This is a genomic window from Azospirillum sp. UFLA03-27 (genome assembly GCF_059803775.1).
On sequence record NZ_JAUQTX010000410.1, the window covers coordinates 1 to 3,444 of the forward strand.

Here is a 3,444-nt window from a genome sequence, read left to right on the forward strand (position 1 = left end):
GGGCCTCCCGCGCCTCGTACAGCAGCGGGGAGAGCCGGACCCGGCAGGCAACCGCGCGGCCGCGCCGGTCCACGGCGTTGAGCATGACGGGACCCTGCGGCGCCTCGCTGTGCAGGACCCTCTCCAGGTCGAGGCGGAGCCGGTGCACCGGCAGGCCGATGTCGAGGTCGGGGAAATGTTCGTCCTGCACCTCCTCGGCGCGCAGGCCCCACATGTTCTCGCCCCAGCGGTTCCAGGAGCGCACGCGCAAATCCTGGTCCAGAACGATGATGCCCACGTCCATGCTGCGCAGGATCGATTCCGAGTAGCGGCGGAACTCCCCGGACTCCTCGCCCTGGCGGCGCAGCTCCTCGTTGGCGACCTCCAGCTCCTCGTTCGCGGAGCGCAGCTCCTCGTTCATGGTCTCCAGTTCCTCGTTGGTGGACTGAAGTTCCTCGTTGGTGGTTTCCAACTCCTCGTTGGTGGACTGGAGCTCCTCGTTGGTCGTCTCCAACTCCTCGTTGGAGCTTTGCAGCTCCTCGATCGTCGTCTCCAGGCTTTCCTGGGCGGCTTCCAGCTCCTGCTGCACCTGGAAATGCCGGCTGGTGTCGGTGAAGCCGAGCAGCGTGGCGAAGGGCTTGCCGTCACGCCCGTAAAGCAGGGAGATTTCGATGGTCAGGCGCATCGGCTCGCCCGGCGGCCGGGTGAATTCCTGGTGCTCGATGCGCACCACGCGCCCGGTCTTCTGCACCTCCTCGATGCGCGAGCGCAGCTCCGCCGGGCGATAGGAGATCGACAGATCCTGGAACGGGCGGCCGATGTCAATCTCGCCCACATCGAGAAGGCGCCGGGCCATGGCGTTGGCGAAGACGAGAATGCCGTCGCCGTTGACCGACAGATAGGCGGTGGCGCTGCTGTCCACGATGCCTTCCATCAGCCGGCTCTGGAAGCTCTGCCGGTGGTTGTTGTGCTCCGGCGCGATGGTCAGGCTGCCGCCAGGGCTGCGCCGCCATTCCTGTGGCACCTTGCGGAAGATGCGGCTCTTCAGGTTCACCGGCTCGAACATCTTCGAGCGGGCGAGCTGGGTCTCCGCCTTGCCGAGGAACAGGACGCCGTCGTTGGTCAGCGCGTAGTGGAGGCGCGGCAGGACGATGTTCTGGGTGTCGCTTTCCAGATAGATCAGCAGGTTGCGGCAGACCAGCAGGTCGATGCGCGAGATCGGGGCGTCGGTCACCAGATTGTGCCGCCCGAAGATCACGCATTTGCGCAGCTCGCGCTGGAAGACGTGGTGGTTGTTGGTGCGCTCGAAATACCGCTCCAGCAGCGGGGACGGCACGCCTTCCACGTCGCGCGGGGAATAGATGGCGTGCCGGGCGATGTTCAGCGCCGCGTCGTCCAGATCGGTGGCGTAGATCTTCACCCGGTTGATGAAGGCGTCCTTGCCCAGCGCCTCCGCGAACAGCATGGCAAGGGAATAGGGCTCCTCCCCCGACGCGCAGCCGGCGCTCCAGATGCGGATGGGGTCGCGGTTGGAACGCTGCGCCAGGATCTGCGGGACCACGTCCTTCCGCAGCACGTCCCACGACTCGGTGTCGCGGAAGAAGGAGGTCACGTTGATCAGCACGGTGTTCAGAAGATGGATGAATTCCTGCGGGTCGGCTTCCAGCAGGCCGTGATAGGCGGCGAAATCCTCGCAGCCGGCATCCTCCATCCGGCGGCGGATGCGTCGCTGCAGGCTGGTGCGCTTGTAGCCACGGAAATCGAGGCCGCGGCTCTCCTGGATGTAGCGGATCAGCGCCTCGAATTCGGGGTCGGCGGGTTCCTTGGTGCCGGAATCCTTGCCGGACATCTCAGTGTGCCTCGTCCCAGTTGCCGCCGATGCCGGCCTCCGCCACCAGCGGCACGCCGAGCGTGGCGGCACCCTCCATGACCTGCCGCACCAGGGCGGCGGCGCGTTCGGCCTGATCCTCCGGCGCCTCGAACAGCAGTTCGTCGTGCACCTGCAACAGCATGCGCACGTCGTCGAAGCCGGCTTCCTTTAGGGCGCCGGGCACGCGCGCCATGGCGCGCTTCATGATGTCGGCGGCGGTGCCCTGGATCGGCGCGTTGATCGCCTGCCGTTCCGCGAAGGCGCGGCGGGCGGCGTTCTTGTCGTGGATGCCGGGGATGTAGCAGCGCCGCCCGAACAGAGTCACCACATGGCCGTTCTGGCGGGCGAAGGCCTTGGTCGCCTCCATCCACACCTTCAGCTCGTGGAAGCGCTCGAAATAGGCCTTGATGAAGGCGTTGGCCTCGCCCGGCGCGATGCCGAGCTGGCGGCCCAGCCCGAAGCCGGAAATACCGTAGATGATGCCGAAGTTGATCGCCTTGGCCTTGCGCCGGATCTCCGAGGTCATCTGGTCCAGCGGCACGCCGAAGACCTGGCTGGCGGTGGCCGCGTGAATGTCGATGCCGTCCTGGAATGCCTGTTTCAGCGCGGCGATGTCGGCCATCTCGGCGACCAGCCGCAGCTCGATCTGCGAATAGTCGACGGAGATCAGCTTGTGCCCCGGTGCCGCCACGAAGGCGCGGCGGATCTTGCGACCCTCCTCGGTGCGGACCGGGATGTTCTGCAGGTTCGGGTCGGTCGAGGACAGGCGGCCGGTGTTGGTCGCCGCCATGGCGAAGGCGGTGTGCACCCGCTCCGTCCCCTCGACGATCTGGGCCTGGAGCGCGTCGGTGTAGGTGTTCTTCAGCTTGGCGAGCTGGCGCCAGTCGAGCACGCGCTGGGCGATGACGCGGCCCTGCTCCGCCAGTTCCTCCAGCACGCTGGAATCGGTGGAGTAGGCGCCGGTCTTGCCCTTCTTGCCGGTGCCGAGCTTCATCTCGTCGAACAGGATCTCGCCGAGCTGCTTGGGCGAGCCGATGTTGAAGCTGCGCCCGGCGTGCCCGTGCACCTCCTTCTCGATCTCCGCCATGCGGACGGCGAGGTCCTGGGAGAGGCGGGCGAGCGCCGCCCGGTCCACGCGGATACCGCAGGATTCCATGTCGGCGATCACCGGGACCAGCGGGCGTTCCAGCGTCTCGTAGACGGTGACCATCCGCTCGTCGACCAGCCGCGGCTTCAGCACCCGCCACAGCCGCAGCGTGATGTCGGCGTCCTCCGCGGCATAGGCCAGCGCCTTGTCGAGCGGCACGCGGTCGAAGGTGATCTGGTTCTTCCCGGTGCCGCAGACCTCCTTGTAGGGGATGGTCGTGTGGGCGAGGTGCAGTTCCGCCAGCTCGTCCATGCCGTGGCCGTGGGCGCCGCCCTCCAGCACGTAGGAGATCAGCATGCTGTCGTCGACCGGCGACACGCGCACGCCGTGGCGGGCGAACAGCTGGTGGTCGAACTTGAAATTGTGCCCGATCTTGAGGATCGCCGGGTCCTCCAGCACCTCCTTCAGGGCCTTCAGCGCGTCCTCCGCCGGGATCTGCTTCGGCGCT

2 protein-coding genes are annotated in these 3,444 nt (G+C 66.9%); both read right to left on the reverse strand.

Features of this window, described 5'->3' with window-relative positions; all coding sequences use genetic code 11:
- A partial coding sequence (locus Q4I23_RS31585; RefSeq protein ID WP_498528841.1) for a CheR family methyltransferase occupies positions 1 to 1,828 on the reverse strand: 1,828 nt, incomplete at its 3' end.
- 1 nt (position 1,829) lies between these two features.
- Positions 1,830 to 3,444: DNA polymerase I (gene polA, locus Q4I23_RS31590; RefSeq protein ID WP_498528842.1), on the reverse strand; the 1,615-nt coding region annotated here is incomplete at its 5' end.